This is a genomic window from Streptomyces gilvus, from assembly GCF_022513565.1.
GTDB lineage: Bacteria > Actinomycetota > Actinomycetes > Streptomycetales > Streptomycetaceae > Streptomyces > Streptomyces gilvus.
In genome coordinates this window covers 27,552-43,523 of record NZ_JAKWBE010000038.1, presented here as the reverse complement: position 1 = coordinate 43,523, position 15,972 = coordinate 27,552, and the positions used below count along the sequence as shown (strand labels likewise).

14 protein-coding genes and 1 pseudogene are annotated in these 15,972 nt (G+C 72.8%); 10 read left to right on the top strand and 5 right to left on the bottom strand.

The genetic code is table 11. From position 1 onward, the window contains the following. Positions 1-79 precede the first annotated feature (79 nt). Positions 80-550: a hypothetical protein gene (locus MKW14_RS36605; protein WP_240870464.1), complete on the bottom strand. Its 471-nt coding sequence runs from the start codon at positions 548-550 to the stop codon at positions 80-82. A 381-nt stretch (positions 551-931) separates the two neighbouring features. On the opposite strand from MKW14_RS36605, the gene MKW14_RS36600 reads away from it, so the two are divergent. Beyond that, positions 932-1,375: a hypothetical protein gene (locus MKW14_RS36600; RefSeq protein ID WP_240870496.1), complete on the top strand. Its 444-nt coding sequence runs from the start codon at positions 932-934 to the stop codon at positions 1,373-1,375. A gap of 24 nt (positions 1,376-1,399) precedes the next feature. Here the strand turns inward: MKW14_RS36600 and MKW14_RS36595 are convergent, their stop codons facing one another. After that, complete coding sequence (locus MKW14_RS36595; protein ID WP_240870462.1) at positions 1,400-1,942, bottom strand: hypothetical protein; 543 nt, start codon at positions 1,940-1,942, stop codon at positions 1,400-1,402. A 373-nt stretch (positions 1,943-2,315) separates the two neighbouring features. Between MKW14_RS36595 and MKW14_RS36590 the strand changes: the two genes are divergently transcribed. The 3 genes from MKW14_RS36590 to MKW14_RS36580 all read left to right on the top strand — a co-directional run bounded on the left by MKW14_RS36590 (position 2,316) and on the right by MKW14_RS36580 (position 6,026). Next, entirely contained in the window at positions 2,316-3,185 is an 870-nt protein-coding gene (locus tag MKW14_RS36590) for a class II glutamine amidotransferase (RefSeq protein WP_240870461.1), read from the top strand. 88 nt (positions 3,186-3,273) lie between these two features. Then, positions 3,274-4,467 carry a carboxylate-amine ligase gene (locus MKW14_RS36585; protein ID WP_240870460.1) on the top strand — a complete coding sequence of 398 codons (1,194 nt, stop codon included), beginning with the start codon at positions 3,274-3,276 and terminating at the stop codon, positions 4,465-4,467. A 95-nt stretch (positions 4,468-4,562) separates the two neighbouring features. Next, the gene (locus tag MKW14_RS36580; protein ID WP_240870458.1) at positions 4,563-6,026 is read left to right on the top strand and encodes an aminotransferase class I/II-fold pyridoxal phosphate-dependent enzyme; all 1,464 of its coding nucleotides are present in this window, start codon (positions 4,563-4,565) and stop codon (positions 6,024-6,026) included. Positions 6,027-6,090: 64 nt separating this feature from the next. Here the strand turns inward: MKW14_RS36580 and MKW14_RS36575 are convergent, their stop codons facing one another. Beyond that, the gene (locus tag MKW14_RS36575; protein WP_240870456.1) at positions 6,091-7,815 is read right to left on the bottom strand and encodes a SpoIIE family protein phosphatase; all 1,725 of its coding nucleotides are present in this window, start codon (positions 7,813-7,815) and stop codon (positions 6,091-6,093) included. Positions 7,816-8,124: 309 nt separating this feature from the next. Further along, positions 8,125-8,487 (bottom strand): STAS domain-containing protein, encoded by a 363-nt coding sequence (locus MKW14_RS36570; protein WP_240870454.1) that lies wholly within the window; start codon positions 8,485-8,487, stop codon positions 8,125-8,127. Between the two features lie 212 nt (positions 8,488-8,699). On the opposite strand from MKW14_RS36570, the gene MKW14_RS36565 reads away from it, so the two are divergent. The 4 genes from MKW14_RS36565 to MKW14_RS36550 all read left to right on the top strand — a co-directional run bounded on the left by MKW14_RS36565 (position 8,700) and on the right by MKW14_RS36550 (position 13,713). Beyond that, the gene (locus MKW14_RS36565) at positions 8,700-9,131 is read left to right on the top strand and encodes an ATP-binding protein (RefSeq protein ID WP_240870453.1); all 432 of its coding nucleotides are present in this window, start codon (positions 8,700-8,702) and stop codon (positions 9,129-9,131) included. Between the two features lie 51 nt (positions 9,132-9,182). Continuing rightward, a complete protein-coding gene (locus MKW14_RS36560; protein ID WP_240870452.1) occupies positions 9,183-10,223 on the top strand; it encodes a P1 family peptidase in 1,041 nt (346 codons plus the stop codon). Positions 10,224-10,364: 141 nt separating this feature from the next. Next, positions 10,365-11,777 carry a dihydrolipoyl dehydrogenase gene (gene lpdA / locus MKW14_RS36555; RefSeq protein WP_240870451.1) on the top strand — a complete coding sequence of 471 codons (1,413 nt, stop codon included), beginning with the start codon at positions 10,365-10,367 and terminating at the stop codon, positions 11,775-11,777. Between the two features lie 46 nt (positions 11,778-11,823). Next, complete coding sequence (locus MKW14_RS36550) at positions 11,824-13,713, top strand: propionyl-CoA synthetase (protein ID WP_240870450.1); 1,890 nt, start codon at positions 11,824-11,826, stop codon at positions 13,711-13,713. Positions 13,714-13,728: 15 nt separating this feature from the next. On the opposite strand, the gene MKW14_RS36545 is transcribed toward MKW14_RS36550, so the two are convergent. Beyond that, positions 13,729-14,787 carry a YihY/virulence factor BrkB family protein gene (locus MKW14_RS36545; RefSeq protein WP_240870448.1) on the bottom strand — a complete coding sequence of 353 codons (1,059 nt, stop codon included), beginning with the start codon at positions 14,785-14,787 and terminating at the stop codon, positions 13,729-13,731. Here MKW14_RS36545 and MKW14_RS41705 point away from each other — a divergent pair. Together MKW14_RS41705 and MKW14_RS36540 are read left to right on the top strand one after the other, a co-directional pair. Beyond that, positions 14,724-15,071, top strand: a pseudogene (locus MKW14_RS41705) (calcium:cation antiporter family protein); the annotation flags it as partial. The gene MKW14_RS36545 and the pseudogene MKW14_RS41705 overlap by 64 nt on opposite strands. Positions 15,072-15,126: 55 nt before the next feature. After that, positions 15,127-15,951, top strand: coding sequence for a calcium:cation antiporter family protein (locus MKW14_RS36540; protein ID WP_240870447.1), 825 nt, complete (start codon positions 15,127-15,129; stop codon positions 15,949-15,951). Positions 15,952-15,972: the final 21 nt, after the last annotated feature.

Sequence of the window (15,972 nt, the reverse complement as noted above, 5' to 3'; positions counted from 1 at the left end):
ATCTCCCCGTACGGTATGCCAGACCGCTGTGCGCGAGAGCCGAGCCGTGTGCGGCGGCCCCGGTGTCGGTCCCGTCCCGTCAGGGTACGACGGTGAGCACCTGGCCGGCCGGGCGCGCACCGGCGTAGGCGTAGACGTGCACCTGCACCGACGCGCCGGGCCTCGCCGGGACGAGGGAGAGTGCGAGGACGCGACCGGCGCCGTCCTTCGCCACAGTCCGCACCCGCACGGAGGCGGCGGGGGAGACGACGACGGTACGGCCGTGGGAGCAGTCGGCGGAGACGGAGACGACCCGCGGCGGCGGACCGCCGTCGTGCCGCGCGGCGGACGCGGGAAGCCGGGAGGCGGCCGGAGCGGCCGGCATGCCCCGGGTGGACGTGGTCAGCCGGGTCGCCCCAATACCCTCCGCGCCGCTCCAGAACGTGACCCCGCACAGCTTCAGCGGGGGCGCACCGCTGCGGATGTCCGGTCCGGAACAGCCGACGACCGCGAGCGCCAGACAGACGGCCGCGGACGCGGTACGGGCACGGCGGCCAGCAGCTCGGACCATCGGCGCCTCCTTCGTACGGCCCGGCGCTCCCCGCGCCGCCCGCTTCTCAGACGCCGAAGCCACCGCGAACGTTCGTCACGGGCTGTCCGGCACGAGCGTCGATCCAGCCCTCGAAGCGGAGCCGTGCGCGCCGGGCGACGCTGAGGGCCGGCATCATCGGGCCGTCACGGGCACGGCGACGCGGCGGCGACGTGCCGGTCCCGGGGCGGCGAGCCCGCGGCGGCCGCCGCTCCGTTTGGCCGACGGCGCGGCGGGCACCCGGCACGCCCACGGGAGGATCCGCACGTCGCCGCCCCCGCGCGGTCGGGCACCCGTCTCGGAGTGCTCGTGCCCGGCGGATCGGCCCGCCGTCAGCGCCGGATGATCCTGCAGAGGCCCCCGATGAGCGAGTACACACCGTCCCAGGCCGAGGGCGACCGGGACGACGACATGCCGACAGGTTCCGCAGAGGACCGTCCCGAGCCGCCTCGTACGACTCCCTCCCAGGCGGAGGGCGAACGCGACGACGACGAGTCGGAGGAGGACCCACGACCCCGGACGGGACCGGAGGGCACGCGGCGGCCCGATGCGTCCGGGCCGGTCACCCGTGACCATGTCCGGGAACTCCTCGCGGCACGCGAGGACTCCGCCACGCTGGTGCTCCTGGAGGGCCGGGCCCGGGTGATCGCCGCCGCGGAACGGAACACGGACTGGTACGCGGGCGCCGTCGAGGTCATGTCCGGCGCGGAACTCGCCGACCGGATCGGCACGGACTCCCCGTCGGAGCGCGAACTGGACGTGCTGGCCGGCACGTTGAACACGATGGTGGCCCACCTCGGGGCGTGAGGAGCCTCGCTCGGCGCCACCGTGTCACGCGGCTCCCGAGGACACCCGCTCGGCGCCGAACAGCGCCGTGCCGGCCCTGGTGTGCAGGGCGTCCAGGACCTCGATCTGCCGTTCCGCCCGCCCCAGCAGCTCCTCCACCCGCGCCGGGTCGAGGCGGGTGTCCCGCGCGGAGGCGGCGAGCAGGGAGCGCCACAGCAGTGCCTTGCCGGCCACGCCCGACCGCATCGCCTCCAGCTCGGCCAGCACGCTGAGCCCGGAGCGGCGCACCAGACGGCCGTTGGGCTTCGCCCGCGCGAGCTTCTCACCCAGCCACGCCCCGTAGACCTTGTACCGCCGCACGGGAAAGCGCAGGTCCGCCATCAACCGCAGCAGGGTCCGCCGGTCCTGGGAGATCTGCGCCGCCAGATCCCGCAGGTCGTCTCCGAAGACGGAATCACCGTGTTCCTGGACCATCCGGCGCACCAGCTCGGCGCCGGCCGTCGCACCCGCCAGGTGATCGTTGAGATAGATGCCGAGGAGTCTCTGGGTCCCCGGCCCCTCACCGGCGCTTCGCGTGGACGTGCTCATGATGTCCCTCCACGTTCCGGAATCTCCTGACGGTCGGCGAGTGCCCCGGCTGGCCCGGTCAACCGCTCGTTTCGTCATATGCGCCACATGCGACGCTCAGTAGGGGGTGACGTCCACGCCGTACCGGATCTGGTGGGAAGAAGCCGGCCCGGGCGGGCGCCGGGGCCGGGTCGTGTCGGCGGCGCGGGGCGGCGTACGGGAAGAACCCCGCGACCAGCGCGAGCGGTTCGGTCGTGTGCGGCAGTCCGTCCGACGGCGGGGCGCGTGCCCGGGGCGCCCTCGACCTGCTCGGGCGGGATCCGTGGCGCATCCTGTCCGTACTGGACAGCTCCTGCCGCCACCGACCGGCGAACGCCGACCAAGGAGGCATCCCGTGTGCCGTCTGTTCGGTCTCAGCAGCGCTCCGGAGCGCACCCACGCCACGTTCTGGCTTCTCGACGCCCCTGACAGTCTCAGCCGGCAGAGCCATCACGACCCCGACGGCACCGGCCTGGGCTACTTCGACGCGGGCGGCGCCCCGCACGTCGACAAGGCCCCCATCGCCGCCTACCGGGACCGCGCCTTCGCCCAGGAGGCCCGGCAGGTGCGGTCCGCCACCTTCCTCGCCCATGTGCGCTTCGCCTCCACCGGCAACCTGGAGGCCCGCAACACGCACCCCTTCCAGCAGGACGGGCGCCTGTTCGCGCACAACGGGGTCGTCGAGGGACTCGACGACCTCGACGCACACCTGGGCGACGACCGGTCGCTGGTCGCGGGCGACACCGACTCCGAGCGGTTCTTCGCCCTGATCACCCGGGAGACCCGCAGCCGCGACGGTGACATCACCGCCGGCATCGAGCACGCCGCGCGCTGGATCGCCCGGAACCTGCCCGTCTACGCCCTCAACCTGGTCCTCGTCACCCGCGACGAACTCTGGGCCCTGCGCTACCCGGACACCCACGAGCTGTACGTCCTCGAGCGCCCGGCCGGCGGCCTGCACGGCGACCGGCACCTGGACCACAGCGGCTCGCACGGCCGCATCCGCGTCCATTCCCAGCACCTGGCCGGCCACCCCGCGGTCGTCGTCGCCAGCGAACGCATGGACGACCACCCCCACTGGCGTCCCCTCCGCCCCGGCGAGCTCCTCCACGTCGGCCCCGACCTGCACACCACCCATCACCTCGCCCTGCCCGACCCCCCGGCCCACCCGCTGACCCTGGACGACCTGCGCCCGGACGCCGCCGCCTCCCAGCGAGCCGCGTGAAACAGGCCCGTCAAGCGCACATTTCGGGCTTATCGATCGGCGGGTTGGGCACCTGGGAGGCAGCGGCCGGAGTACCTCGAGGAGTGCCGTGAACATACGCATCGGAGCGGAGGAGGAGTTCCACCTCCTGGCGGCGGACAGCGGACTGGTCGTGCCGCGCGCCGACGAACTGCTGCGGCTGCTGCCCCGGCGGACCTTCACCGCGGAACTGCACCAGTCCATCGTGGAGACGAACACCGGAGTGCACGCCACCCTCGACGACCTCCACACCGACCTGGCACAGACGAGACGGCGGCTGGACGCCGCCGCGTCCTCCCTCGGGCTCGCGGTGCTGGCGGCGGGCACGGCACCCCTGGCCCCCGCAGCCTCCGGGCACCCCACCGACGACGCGCGCTACCGCCACATGGTCGAGGAGTACCGCCGGGTCGCCGACGAGCAGCTCATCTGCAGCGCGCAGATCCATGTGGACGTACCCGACCGCGACACCGCCGTGACGGTCATGTGCGCGCTCTCGCCCTGGCTGGCCGTGCTGCTGGCACTGTCCGCCAGCTCGCCCTACTGGCAGGGGACCGACACCGGCTACGCCAGCTGGCGCACCCTGCTGTGGCAGCGCTGGCCGACCGCGGGCCCGGTGGGCTGTTTCTCCAGCGCGGCCGCGTACGACGCCGCGGTGGACGACCTCGTACGGTCCGGGATCATCAGCGACCCGGGCATGATCTATTACGACGTACGGCCCTCAGCGCACCTGCGGACGCTGGAACTGCGCATCTGCGACGCCTGCCCGCGGGTCGAGAGCGTCGTACTCGTCGCAGGCCTGTTCCGCGCCCTGGTGACCGACGTCCTGGAACACCGCGGGGCGGGTACGACGCCCTGCGAAGGCCGCCAGGAGTGGTTGCGCGGCGCGTCGTGGCGGGCCGCCCGCTCGGGCCTCGAAGGCGCCCTGGTGGACCCCGAGACCCATCGGGACGCCCCCGCCGCACAGGTCGTCCGTAAGCTGCTCACCCGGCTGCGTCCCGCGCTCGAGGCCCACGGCGACTGGCAGACCGTCTCCGAGCTGACCGAGCAGGCCCTGGCCGAGGGCAGCGCCGCTCGCCGGATACGCCGTACGGCCCAGGCGGAGGGCCTGCCGGCCTGTGTGGACATGCTGATCGACGAAACCCGCGGCGAGCGCGGCGACCGCGGTCCGCGACCGGGAGGGGCCGGACGGGATGCGGCCGCGCCCCCGGTCACCGGTGCGGCGGCCTCCCGTCCCGGCCTGTCGCGCGAGCTGCGCGGCGTTTGAGCACGCCCACGTGGTCAACACGGAAGCTCAGAGCGCGAGAACCGCGCGCCCGTCCGGCACGATGCCCGGACTCGGGAAGGGACGTGGGAGGAACCATGGATCACTCACGGGTGCCCGTGCTGGAGGCTCTCGAGGACTTCCGGCGCCGCGGAGACGTCGTCTTCGGGCCGCCCGGTCACAAGCAGGGCCGTGGCGCCGACCCGCGCGTGGTGGAGATCGTCGGCCTCGACGTGTTCCGCTCGGACGTCCTCTCCCTCAACGGACTCGACGACCGCCGCCAGTCCCAGGGCGTGCTGAGCCAGGCCCAGGAGCTGATGGCGGACGCGGTCGGCGCCGAGCAGGCGTTCTTCTCCACGTGCGGCAGCTCCCTGTCGGTCAAGACCGCCATGCTGGCCGTGGCCGGTCCCGGCGAGAAGCTGCTGATCTCCCGCAACGCGCACAAGTCGGTGATCTCCGCCGTCGTCGTCAACGGGGTCGAACCGATCTGGGTCCACCCCAAGTTCGACGAGGAGCGGCACATCGCCCACCCCCCGGAGCCCGACGACGTACGCCGCCGCCTCGAGGAACACCCCGACGCCAAGGGCATGCTGCTGATCACGCCCACCGACTGGGGGACCTGCGCCGACATCCGGGGCGTGGCCCGGGTCTGCCACGAGTTCGGCGTCCCGCTCATCGTCGACGAGGCCTGGGGCGCCCATCTGCCCTTCCACCCCGAGCTGCCCGCCTGGGGCATGGACGCCGAGGCGGACCTGGTCCTCACCAGCGTGCACAAGATGGGCGGCGCGATCGAGCAGAGCTCCGTCTTCCACGTCCAGTACGACCGCGTGTCGCCGGAGGCGCTCAAGCAGCGGGAGGACCTGCTGGGCACCACCAGTGCCTCCACGCTGGTGTACGCCACCCTCGACGGCTGGCGGCGCCAGATGGTCGAGCAGGGGCACGAACTCCTGGACGCCGCCCTGCGCCGCGCCGAACGCGTCCGTTCGGCCGCCGGTGACCTGCCGGGCCTCAGGCCCATGGGACAGGAGGTCGTGGAGGAGGGGCTGGCCGCCGACTTCGACCCCCTGAAGATCGTGATCGACGTACGGGAACTCGGCATCAGCGGCATGCAGGCCGCCGAGTGGCTGCGGGCCGAACGCCATGTGGACGTCGGCGGCTCCGACACCTGCCGCCTCAGCGCCTCCATCACCCACGCCGACGACGACGAGACCGAGAAGGTGCTGCTGGACGCCCTGCGCGCCCTCGTCGACGGCGCCGACACCATCGAGCGCCGGCCCCCGGTGCGGCTGCCCGCGCCCTCCGCGCTGGAACTGGAGCAGGCCATGCTGCCCCGGGAGGCGTTCTTCGCCGAGGTCGACCACGTGCCCGCGGAGAGCGCCGCCGGCCGTATCGCCGCCGAGATGATCAGCCCCTACCCGCCGGGCGTGCCGGCCATCGCCCCCGGTGAGGTCATCACCGACGCGGTCCTCGACTACCTGCGCAGCGGCGTCGAGCACGGCGTCCTGATCCCGGACGCCGCCGACCCCTCGGTGAAGACGCTGCGCGTGGTGGCGCGGGACTGACCCCCGCTCACCCCGGTCACCGCAGCAGCTCCTTCGCCAGAAAACACCGGGCCCCGGGCCCCGGTCAGCGGTCCGGGGTGCGCAGGGCCAGGAGCGCCACGTCGTCGTCGTTCCCGGCGGGGCGGACGCGACGCAGCAGCTGGTCCGTGAAGGCCCCGAGCGGGCGGTGGGCGAGGGCGGCGGCGTGCCGGCGCAGCCTGTTCAGGCCGGCGTCCAGGGTGTGGCCGCGGTCCTCGACGAGACCGTCGGTGTAGAGCACCAGGGTGGAACCGGGCGGCAGGGAGACGCCGGCGTCGGGGCGGGTGGTGCGGGCCCCCGTCCCCAGCAGGATGCCGTGGCCCGCGGTGAGGTACTGGGTCAGTCCGTCGCGGCTGATCAGCAAGGGCGGGGGGTGGCCCGCGTTGGTCCAGGACAGCCGCCAGTGGCCCTGGTCCTCGGCCTCGATCCGGGCGAGGACCACGGTGGCCATGGAGACGTCGGTGATGTGCTGGATCGCCTCGTCGAGCCGCTCGACGATCCGGCTGGGCGGTTCCTGTTGGGACCAGGCGTAGGCGCGCAGCATGTTGCGCAGCTGCGCCATGCCGGCCGCGGCCTCCAGGTCGTGTCCGACGACGTCGCCGACGGCGAGGGCCGTGGAGCCGTCGGAGAGCGAGAAGGCGTCGTACCAGTCACCGCCGACCTGCGAGGCGTGGGGCGCGGGCAGGTAGCGGACCGTCATCTCCAGGTCCCTGACGGTGGGCATCTGGGGCAGCAGATGGTTCTGCATGGTCTCGGCGATCTTGCGCTGGCGCTGGTAGAGACGGGCGTTGTCCAGCGCGAGTCCGGCACGCCGGGCGATGTCCTCGATCAGCGGCAGATCGGTGGGGGCGAACGGCACGGGGTTCTCGGCCCGGCCGACGGTCAGGGCGCCCAGCACGTCGCGCGTGCTGCGGATGGGGGCGATGGCCGCGGAGTGCATTCCGGTGGCGTCGAACAGGCGGCGCTGCTCGACCGCGATGCCCGCGTCCGGGGGCTGCTGGTACGTCTGCTGGTCCGCCAGGGTGGAGGCGACACCGCGCAGCGCCCGGGACAGCGGCATGGGGGACGACTCCGGCACCGGCGGCATCGGACCCTGCAGGTCCTCGCGGTGGCTCAGCGCACCCTCCTCGGCGTGGGCCACCACGGTGCGCCACACCTCGTCACGCTCGCTGATCAGGTCGACGACCGCCCAGTCGCCCAGCCGCGGCACGACCAGCTCGACCAGCCGGCGCAGGGTCTCCTCGGCGTCGAGCGTGGAGGTGAGCCGGGTCGTGGTCTCGGCCAGCAGGGCCAGCCGTTCGAGTTCCGGCATGGGCTCGGCCGCCGGCTCCGGCTCGGGGGCGGTCTCCAGCGGGGGCTCGACGGGGTGGAAGACGACGAGCGTGGCACTGTCGTCGCCGTCCCCGTCGACGTCGTACGGGGCGAGAGTCCAGGAGATGGGCAGCAGCGAGCCGTCCCCCCGGGCGAAGTGGTCCTGGTCGGCCTGGGCCGGGCGTCTGGCGTGGAACGCCTGCCGCATGGTGCACTGCGTCCTCGGCAGGAGCTGGCCCTGCGGCCCGCGATGCAGCAGATCGTGCGCGTCGTGCCCGAGGAGGTCTTCGGCGGACCGCGCCAGCAGCCGCTCGGTGCGGGCGTTGACGGCGATGATGCAGCCTTCCTCGTCCACCACGTAGGCGCCGGTCCCGATGGCTTCCAGCGCCCCGGCCAGCTCGGCGGAGGGGGCGGGTACGGCCCGCTTCCGCCGGGTCTGCCTGTTCACCGGCTCCGCCACGTCCTGCCTCCTGCCGATCGAGCCGCCGGCCGCCGTTCGCCCGGCCGCGGCACGCGGACCGTTCCGCGTGTCCTTCCCGTATGCCCCCTCACGGAGAATCACCACGGGGACGAATCACCGCAGGGACGCAGCACCGCGGGGACGCAGCACACCGCGGAGGGGGCACCACTGAGGAGAGGCACCACAAGCGCACCACTGAGAAGAGGCACCACAAACAGGACATCACGCGGCCCACGACCCGCGCACGGCGTGACCGGGCGAGGGCCGGGCCGTGGCTCCGCGGCGCCCGGCCCGCTCACGGCCGGGCCCTCACGCCGCCATGGCGTCCTCGACGGTCGGGTGACAGGACACGAGGCCGTCCAGACCCACCAGCTGCACGGTGCGCAGCACCGCGCCCCGGGCCCCCGCGAGCCGGAGCCACCCCTGCGCGGCCCGGGTGGTCCGGTGGGCGGCGATCAGGGCGTTGACGCCGCTGGAGTCCATGAACGTGACCCCGCTCAGATCGACGACGATCCGCAGGCCGTCACCGCTCGGCTCGGGCACGGCCTCGCTCAGGGCACCCACGCTCTGGTAGTCGACCTCGCCGCGGAGGCCGAGGACGGCGATGCCGTCGACATCGTCGCGGACCACGGACAGCCGGCCGTGACCCGCAGCTTCGTTGTTGTCTGCCACTGGTGTCCTTAGCGCACTCGGTGGGGCTGAGAGCCTGTGTCACGTCTCTGTTGCCAACGCTGCCCCGGGACCGCCGACACGATGCACGCCCCGGCGCACGAGTTGCCCGTGACACAGGAGTAGTACGCGCGTCACGGGGTAGTCGCGCGACCATGAACGGGGTACTTGCTTGTGTCGGCAAGGAGACTGTCCCGCCCGAGGAGTGTTCCCGGATGCCGGATGCACCTGCCGACGTGACCGTGGCCTTGGACGGGGCCGCAGGCTGTATCGCCGACGCCAGGAACGAGGCGACGAGGTTCCTGGCCCGCGCTCAGTCCGAGCACGAGCTGCCCGTGTCGGCCCGCACCGTGGACCTGGCGCAGCTGGTGGTCAGCGAGCTGGTCACCAACGCCCTGAAGTACGCCCCGGGGCCGGTCCTGCTGCAGCTGGGCATCGCGGACAGCGTGCTGGAGATCGGCGTGTGGGACACCGACCCGGTGCTTCCGGTGGCCCGGGCCGCGGACGCCGGACGGGTCGGGCAGCACGGTCTGGAGATCGTGCTGGCGGTGGTGCAGGGCTTCGAGGCGAAGAGGGAGCCCGTGGGCAAGCGCATCACCGCCCGGCTCGCGCTGTTCGACGACCCGCTGTCGGCCCTGGGACCCTGAGTCGGGGCGGGCCGGAGCGAGCGGGCCGTCGATGCGGATACCGTGCCGGCCATGCATCCACCGCCCACCGCCCGCCCCCGGTCCCGCGATCTCGGCGTCACCGTCGGCGAGCTGCCCACCGGCCCGCACAACGCGCTCACGGACGTGCCCGGCATCCGCGTCGGGCACACCACGCTGATCCGTCCGCCACGGGTGCACAGCGGGGTCACCGCGATCGTGCCGGACGCAGTGGGCCCCGACCGTCCGCTGCCGGCCGGGGTGTTCGCGGGCAACGGCTACGGCAAGCTGATCGGCGCCACCCAGATCGCCGAACTCGGCGCGCTCGAGACGCCCGTCCTGCTCACCTCGACCCTCTCCGCCTTCCGGGCCGCGGACGCCCTGGTGGGCTGGATCCTGGAGCGGCCGGAGGGAGCGGACGCACGGAGCCTGAACCCGGTGGTGGGGGAGTGCAACGACGGGCTCCTGTCGGACATCCGCTCGCGCCCGGTGCGCGAGGAGCACGTGCGCACCGCGCTGGACACGGCGTCGGACGGGCCGGTCGCCGAGGGCTGTGTCGGCGGGGGCACCGGGCTGACCGCCCTGGGCTTCAAGGCCGGCATCGGCACCTCGTCCCGGCGCCTGCCGCTCGCCGGCCGGGAGATCACGCTCGGCGTTCTCGTACAGGCCAACTTCGGCGGCACGCTGCGGGTGCGGGGGCGCACGGTCACGCCCGCCGACGTGGGACTGCCCGCCGAGGGGCCCGATCCACAGGCCGGTTCGTGCATGGTGGTGGCCGCCACCGACGCTCCCCTGGACGCCCGTCAGCTGACCCGGCTGGCCCGCCGCTGCGTCTACGCGCTGGCCCGGGTCGGGGCCGCGTACGGACACGGCAGCGGCGACTACGGGCTGGCGTTCGGCACCAACCCGCTGGGCACGCCCGCCGGGCCCGCCGTCGTGCCGGACGACGTGCTCGACCCGCTGTTCACCGCCGCCCTCGACGCCGTCGAGGAGTCCGTCCTCAACTCGCTGCTGACGGCCACCACGACCACCGGCCCGCACGGCGACACCCGTCACCCGCTGCCCGCGCGCCCCCTTCTGGCCCTGCTGGAGTGACCAGGACGACGCGCCGGGCGGGCATGCCGCGGCCGCCGAAAACGTTCGCCCGGGACGGGGCCGCGTCCTAAGGTGCGGCCCAGGTGAGTCACGGGGAAGCTGTACCGGGGACCAGGCCGGCAGCCGCGAGAGAGGAACGTCATGGACGAGCAGGGCGAGCACTTCGACGTCGTGGTCCTCGGAGCCGGCCCCGGCGGATACGTCGCCGCCGTTCGCGCCGCCCAACTGGGCAAGCGCGTGGCCGTCGTGGAGGAGAAGTACTGGGGCGGCGTCTGTCTGAACGTCGGCTGCATCCCCAGCAAGGCCCTGCTGCGCAACGCGGAGCTGGCGCACATCTTCACGCGCGAGGCGAAGACCTTCGGCATCAAGGTGGACGGCCAGGTCAGCTTCGACTACGGCGAGGCGTTCCGCCGCAGCCGCAAGGTCGCCGACGGCCGGGTCAAGGGCGTCCACTACCTGATGAAGAAGAACAAGATCACCGAGTTCGACGGCCGCGGCACCTTCCTGGACCCGCACACCCTGCAGGTGGCCGGTTACGACGGCGAGAGGCGCACCATCCGCTTCGACCACTGCGTCATCGCCACCGGCGCCACCCCGAAGCTGCTGCCCGGCACCAAGCGCAGCGCCCGCGTGGTGACGTTCGAGGAGCAGATCCTCGCCGAGGACCTCCCGCGGTCCATCGTCATCGCGGGCGCCGGCGCGATCGGCGTCGAGTTCGCCTACGTGCTGCACAACTACGGCGTGAAGGTGACGATCGTCGAGTTCCTGGACCGCGTGGCGCCCCTGGAGGACGCCGAGGTCTCCGCCGAACTCGCCAAGCAGTACCGCCGGCTGGGCATCGACGTCCTCACCTCCACCCGCGTCGACGCCATCGACGAGTCCGGGCCGCAGGTCCGCGTCACCGTCACCGCCAAGGACGGCTCCCAGCAGGTGCTGGAGGCCGACAAGGTGCTGCAGGCGATCGGTTTCCAGCCGAACATCGAGGGCTACGGCCTGGAGAACACCGGCGTGAAGGTCACCGAGCGCGGCGCGATCGACGTCGACGGCCGCTGCCGTACCTCCGTGCCCCACCTGTTCGCCATCGGCGACGTGACGGCCAAGCTGATGCTCGCGCACGCCGCCGAGGCGATGGGCGTCATCGCCGCCGAGACCATCGCCGACGCGGAGACGATGGAGCTGGACTACGTCATGATCCCGCGCGCCACCTACTGCCAGCCCCAGATCGCCAGCTTCGGCTACACCGAGGCCCAGGCCCGCGAGCTCGGCCACGACGTGAAGGTGGCGAAGTTCCCCTTCACCGCCAACGGCAAGTCGCACGGCCTGGGCGACGCCACCGGTTTCGTGAAGCTGATCAGCGACGCCCAGTACGGCGAACTCCTCGGCGGCCACCTCATCGGCCCCGACGTCACCGAGCTGCTGCCCGAGCTGACCCTGGCCCAGCAGTGGGACCTGACCGTCCACGAGGTGGCCCGCAACGTCCACGCCCACCCCACCCTGGGCGAGGCCGTCAAGGAAGCCGTCCACGGTCTGGCGGGACACATGATCAACCTGTGAGACGGTGGCGGACCGGCCACCGCACGACCGGTGAAGGAGAGCGCCGATGGGACGTTACGAGACTGTCTTCCGCGCCGCCGCCGAGGACCCGGAGACCTTCTGGCTGCGGGCGGCCGAGGCCGTCGACTGGGAGGCGGCGCCCACCCGCGCCCTGGATTCCTCGCGCGCTCCCTTCCACCGGTGGTATCCGGACGGGCGGCTCAACGTCTGTTACAACGCCGTCGACCGGCATGTCGAGGCCGGCCGCGGCGAGCAGCCCGCGCTCGTGTACGACTCCCCGGTGACCGGCACCCGGCGCACCTACACCTACGCCCGACTCCGGGACGAGGTGGCCGCGTTCGCCGGCGCCCTCACCGGGCTCGGCGTGGGCCGGGGCGACCGGGTGGTCATCTACATGCCGATGATCCCCGAGGCGGCCGTCGCGATGCTGGCCTGCGCCCGTATCGGCGCCGTCCACTCGGTCGTCTTCGGCGGCTTCGCCCCGCCCGAACTCGCCGTCCGCATCGACGACGCGGCCCCGAAGGTGGTCGTCTCCGCCTCCTGCGGCATCGAGGGCAGGCGTCTCATCCCCTACAAGCCGCTCCTGGACCAGGCGATCGAACTCGCCGGGCACCGGCCCGAGAAGCGGGTGATCGTGCAACGGCCGCAGGAGCGGGCCGAGTTGGGGCCGGACGACCTGGACTGGGCCGACCTGGTCGCCACCGCGCCCGCGGCCCCCTGTGTGCCGGTGGCCGCGACGGACCCGCTCTACATCCTCTACACGTCCGGCACGACCGGGAAACCCAAGGGAGTCGTCCGCGACTGCGGCGGCTACGCGGTGGCCCTGCTCTGGTCGATGGGCGCCGTCTACGACGTCGGCGCGGGCGAGACCATGTTCACCGGTTCCGACGTGGGCTGGGTCGTCGGGCACTCGTACATCGTCTACGGACCGCTCCTGGCCGGTGCCACGACCGTGCTGTACGAGGGCAAGCCGGTCGGCACGCCGGACGCGGGCCAGTTCTGGCGCGTCGCCGCCGAGTACGGCGTCAAGACCATGTTCACCGCGCCCACCGCCTTCCGCGCCATCCGGAAGGAGGACCCGAAAGGCACCCTCGCCGCCGGGTACGACCTCTCCCGTCTGCGCTACCTCTTCCTCGCCGGAGAGCGTCTGGACCCCGAGACCTACCACTGGGCGAGCGCCCTGCTCGACATCCCGGTGATCGACCACTGGTGGCAGACCGAGACCGGCTGGCCCATCGTCGCCAACCCGGTCGGCATCGAGGCCGCGCCCGTCAGGCCCGGCTCGCCCACCCGGCCCCTGCCCGGCTGGGACGTCCGCGTCCTGGACCCCTCCGGGCAGCCCGTGCCGCCCGGGACCGACGGCGCGATCGTCGTACGGCTTCCGCTGCCGCCCGGTGCGCTGCCCACCCTCTGGAACGACGACGCCCGCTTCGTCGGCTCCTACCTCTCGGCCTACGACGGCTACTACCTCACCGGCGACAGCGGGCACATCGACGAGGACGGCTACGTGTACGTCATGGGCCGCACCGACGACGTCATCAACGTCGCCGGACACCGGCTGTCCACCGGCAGCATGGAAGAGGTCCTGGCCACCCACCCCGACGTCGCCGAGTGCGCCGTGATCGGCGTCGCCGACACCCTGAAGGGACAGGTGCCGCGCGGCCTGGTCGTCCTGAAGGCGGGCACCGTCCGCGAAAGCGCCGAGGTCGAGGCCGAACTCGTCCGGCTCGTCCGCGAACGGATCGGCGCCGTCGCCTCCCTCAAGGACGTCGCCGTCGTACCGGCCCTGCCCAAGACCCGCTCCGGGAAGATCCTGCGCAAGACGATGCGCGGCATCGCTGACGGCCTCGACGAGCCCATCCCCTCCACGGTGGACGACCCGAACGTCATCGAGACCCTGCGCCCGGTGCTGCGCCGCCCGGAGCAGCAGGCCTGAACGGGCCCGGACGCGTCACGACTCCTCCAGCCGGCGCAGGTCCGCCTCGTCCCACTTCCGTGTGTCGCGCGGCTCGGTGTAGGGCTCCTGGTCCGGCGGCAGGCCCCCGGCGATCGCCCGCTGCCGTACCGTCTCCGCGTCGAACTCCAGGCCGAGCAGGATCGCGAGGTTGCTGATCCACAGCCAGACCAGGAACACGATGACGCCGGCCATGGTGCCGTAGGTCTTGTTGTACGACGCGAAGTTCGCGACGTAGATCGCGAAGCCGGCGGAGGCGATCATCCAGATCACCAGGGCGAGGAAGCTGCCGGGGGTGATCCAGCGGAACCCCTTGACCTTCGCGTTCGGGCCGGCCCAGTACAGGATCGCGATCATGACCGTGACGAGAACGACCAGGACGGGCCACTTGGCGATCGACCACGCGGTCAGCGCCGTGTCCCCGATGCCGAGCGCGGCCCCCGCCTGCCGGGCCAGTACGCCGGTGAAGACCACGATCAGGGCGCTGATCACGGCCAGCACCATCAGCACGACCGTCAGCCCGAGGCGCACCGGCAGGATCTTCCACACCGGCCGGCCCTCGGGCATGTCGTAGACCTTGTTGGCCGAGCGGATGAACGCGGCGACATACCCGGACGCCGACCACACCGCGAGCAGGATGCCGACGACCGCCATGACCGAACCGGTGCCGGAGTGGTTCTGCAACTGCTCCACGGCCCGGGTGATGATGTCCCGGGCGGAACCGGGGGTGAGCTGCCGGAGGTTCTTCAGCACCGAGTCGGTGGCCGACTTGCCGGTGATGCCCAGCAGCGACACCAGTACCAGCAGCGCCGGGAACAGCGACAGCACCCCGTAGTACGTCAACGCCGCCGCGCGGTCGGCCAGTTCGTCGTCCGTGAACTCGCGCAGCGCCCCCTTGAACACCGCGCCCCAGGCCCGTTCGGGCAGCTTCGTGGGGGCGTCGGGCGCCCGTCGCTCGACCTCGGGCCCCGGCCCGACCTCCTGCGGCTGAGGTGGCTCGGGGGCCTGGTCGGTGTCCTGGTGGTCCTTCCGACCCGGAAGATGCAGTCTCGCCATACCAGGCGGGTAACCGCCGCGGGGCCGCCCACGCATCCGGAAGCAGCAGACGGCCGGCATCGGGTACCCGCCGCGCCGTGGGGTCTCCGGGCTCACCGGTGCTGCTGCTGTTGTTCCTGCTCAGTGCGGCCGTCATCTGGTACGCGGGCGTCCAACTGTCGGACTCCACCGACGTGCTCGCCGAAGGTCTCCATCTCGGCGGCGCGCTCGGCGGGCTCGTCCCGCTCGCGATCGCCACCAACCTGCCGGAGTTCGCCGTCACCGTCAGCGCGGCCCTGTCCGGACAACTCGGCGTCGCCGTCGGCGACATCCTCGGCGGCATCGCCATCCAGACGGTCGTTGGCCGTCCTGGACGCCGCCGGGGTACGGCCGCGCGCCCCGCCGGCCCGGCTCGCCGCCAGCCTCCGGCTCGTCCTCGAAGGCGCCCTCGTCGTCGTCCTCGCCGTGGTCGTCATGGGCACCCAGCTCTCGCCCGGCCTGCACGCCGGCCGTCTGGCGCCCGCCTCCGCGGCGATCGCCGTGCTGTGGCTGGTCGGACTGGTCCTGCTCAACCGGGCCGGACACGGCCTGTCGTGGCGGGAGGGCGGCGACGCGCCCGACAGCCGGCCCGAGCCGCGCGGCCACTCCCGGGGCAAGAAGGAGAAGGCCGCCACCGACCAGGGCGTCGGCTCCGGCCGCGCGGGGCTGGTCTTCGCCGCGGCGGCCCTGGCGACGCTGGTCGCGGGCGTGGCCGTCGAGCGCACCGGCGAGGAGTTCTTCGCCCGGCAGGGGCTGAGCGGTGTGCTGTTCGGCACGACCGTGCCGGCCACCGCGACCTTCCTGCCCGAGATCAGCACCGGCCTGACCTCCACCCGTCTGGGCGACTACCAGCCGGCCGTCAGCGACATCTTCGGCGGCAACGCCTTCCTGCCCGTGCTGTTCCTGCCCGCCGCCCTGATCTCCGGCAAGCCGGTCCATCCTCCGGGCGGCGCGCGACACCGACATCTACCTCACCGCGCTCGGCGTCATCCTCACCGTCGTCTACATGGCCGGGCTCGTCCTCCGTCCCCGGCACCAGTACGCGCGCATGGGCGTCGACGGCGTCGCCGTGGTGGTCATCTACCTGGTCGGTGTCGCGGGGCTCGCCTCCATCGCCCGCTGAGCGGGCGTCACGTATGCGGGTGAAGCCTGGGCCGCCGGCCGCCG

Coding starts and splice junctions, on each gene's coding strand:
- MKW14_RS36605 (WP_240870464.1), bottom strand. CDS start 550: ATGGTCCGAGCTGCTGGCCGCCGTGCCCGTACCGCGTCCGCGGCCGTC.
- MKW14_RS36545 (WP_240870448.1), bottom strand. CDS start 14,787: ATGGCGAGACTGCATCTTCCGGGTCGGAAGGACCACCAGGACACCGAC.
- MKW14_RS36550 (WP_240870450.1), top strand. CDS start 11,824: ATGGGACGTTACGAGACTGTCTTCCGCGCCGCCGCCGAGGACCCGGAG.
- MKW14_RS36600 (WP_240870496.1), top strand. CDS start 932: ATGAGCGAGTACACACCGTCCCAGGCCGAGGGCGACCGGGACGACGAC.
- MKW14_RS36560 (WP_240870452.1), top strand. CDS start 9,183: ATGCATCCACCGCCCACCGCCCGCCCCCGGTCCCGCGATCTCGGCGTC.
- MKW14_RS36595 (WP_240870462.1), bottom strand. CDS start 1,942: ATGAGCACGTCCACGCGAAGCGCCGGTGAGGGGCCGGGGACCCAGAGA.
- MKW14_RS36565 (WP_240870453.1), top strand. CDS start 8,700: ATGCCGGATGCACCTGCCGACGTGACCGTGGCCTTGGACGGGGCCGCA.
- MKW14_RS36580 (WP_240870458.1), top strand. CDS start 4,563: ATGGATCACTCACGGGTGCCCGTGCTGGAGGCTCTCGAGGACTTCCGG.
- lpdA (WP_240870451.1), top strand. CDS start 10,365: ATGGACGAGCAGGGCGAGCACTTCGACGTCGTGGTCCTCGGAGCCGGC.